Origin of the sequence: Lacticaseibacillus manihotivorans DSM 13343 = JCM 12514, from assembly GCF_001435035.1 — a bacterium.
Lineage (GTDB): Bacteria > Bacillota > Bacilli > Lactobacillales > Lactobacillaceae > Lacticaseibacillus > Lacticaseibacillus manihotivorans.
Genome location: NZ_AZEU01000175.1, coordinates 1 through 1,658, shown reverse-complemented (window position 1 = coordinate 1,658; position 1,658 = coordinate 1). Strand labels below are relative to the sequence as shown.

The 1,658-nt window shown below is 45.6% G+C and carries 1 protein-coding gene; it reads right to left on the bottom strand.

Translation table 11 applies throughout. From position 1 onward, the window contains the following. Positions 1 to 202: 202 nt before the first annotated feature. Positions 203 to 1,405 (bottom strand): IS110 family RNA-guided transposase, encoded by a 1,203-nt coding sequence (locus tag FD01_RS10040; protein WP_056964058.1) that lies wholly within the window; start codon positions 1,403 to 1,405, stop codon positions 203 to 205. Positions 1,406 to 1,658 lie beyond the last annotated feature (253 nt).

The following is a 1,658-nucleotide window of genomic DNA, read 5'->3' as shown; positions in this document are numbered from 1 at the left end:
TTTTTCTACCGTTAGTCAAGTACTAATCTTGATTTAACGGTATTTTCTTTGCCCTTATATTTCCACAGAAGGCTCAGATATTGGTTCCATCCTGCAAGATGATTCATACTTTGGGGATTCGGGGTAATTCAAATAAGCCTATGAGTTATTCCATTTTTTTACTCAGAGGATTACACTATTCACGTAACGGGATGCTTTGGCGCTAGACGTCGTATTTGAACATCTCGTTGTTTGTCACTAGGTGGTAAATCGTACGTAGTAGGCGACCCATTGCAGCGACGGTAACTTTCTTTGTGCCCACGGCTTTGCCGTTGACCTTAGGAAGTTTCTTTTTATGTTCGCGATAATAGTCGTTGACTCGACTTGGCTGATAACGACCAGCACTAACAATGTTGGCAATTGCGCGAAATAGGATCGCACGTGCTATATGGTCGCCACGCTTACTGATGTGATCAGTGGCGATGAAGTTGCCGGATTCATAGTGACGCAGGTCAATCCCGACAAAGGCATTCAACTTGTTGCTACTGCCAAAGCGGCGAATATCACCCAACTCACCAATGAGGCGTACTACAGTCTTCTCGGCAAAGCCTGGAATACTCATAAGCACTTCAAACTCTGGAAGTGGTTTGGCTAACTTAACCATCTTGGCGATGATTTCGTTCTTCTTCGTATCCAAGCGTGCAACTTGTTCGCTATGATAGCGAGTTTCATCGACATCTGGCGCTTCAACGACGCTGCCTGGAAACGAAGCCTGTCCCAGTGTGAACAGCTTCTTGGCGATGATTGTGGCCCTCGTCACCGAAATGTGGGCACCGCTTTCTTTCAGTTGGGTTGCGAGCTCTTCTACGGTCATGTTGTTAAGCAGATCGGGGTGAGGCATCGTTGCTACAATATGCCAGTAAAGTTTCCCAGATGGCTTGTCGAGAATCCCTTCAAGCTCCGGAAAGGTCATCTGAAGGCTCTTGTGCAGGCGATTCTTCTCGGTCACAAGATCTGAGTTGATCTGTTCATAGAAGCGACTGAGGTCCATCAGATCGCGATAAACTGGCTTTTGGTAGTAGGTCAGTCGACGCTCGAAGATAAACTGCGTGTCCGCTAAATTCACGGCATCGTTCTTGTCAGTCTTGCGAGTGCGTAATCCATCCAATTGCTTCTTTGCGGCCAGCGGGTTAAGCATCGTATAACGATAGCCGTTCTCTTCTAAAAAGCGACTGAGCCGCTTAGAATAAACGCCCGTAGCTTCAAAGACAATCTGTGGTTCAGAGTATTCTTGAAGTCGTTTGAGCAGTTCTTGAAACCCAAACCAATTATTGTTGATCTTGCTTTGCCAAACGAGCACCCGGTCAACGTTCTCGGCAATCGCCGAGGTGTCTTTGCTTACATCGATACCAAATACTACAGTCAATCTAAACACCCTCCTTTATGGTTTTTTATTGCGTAAAGTACCATCAATAATCTAATTTTCAATACCCGACCTCGAAGGCCAACAGACTATGAACAGAGTTTCTGATGGTACAGTGAAGTTGCCATTTTGTGTTGCGACGTCAAGCGTCAAAAACCACGCGGCATGTTAACTTCACCACCACTTTAACAGAAAACAAAAGTGGCGAAGAAAGATTCCGTCGAATCAATCTTCGCCATTAAGCTTAGTCTGTTTG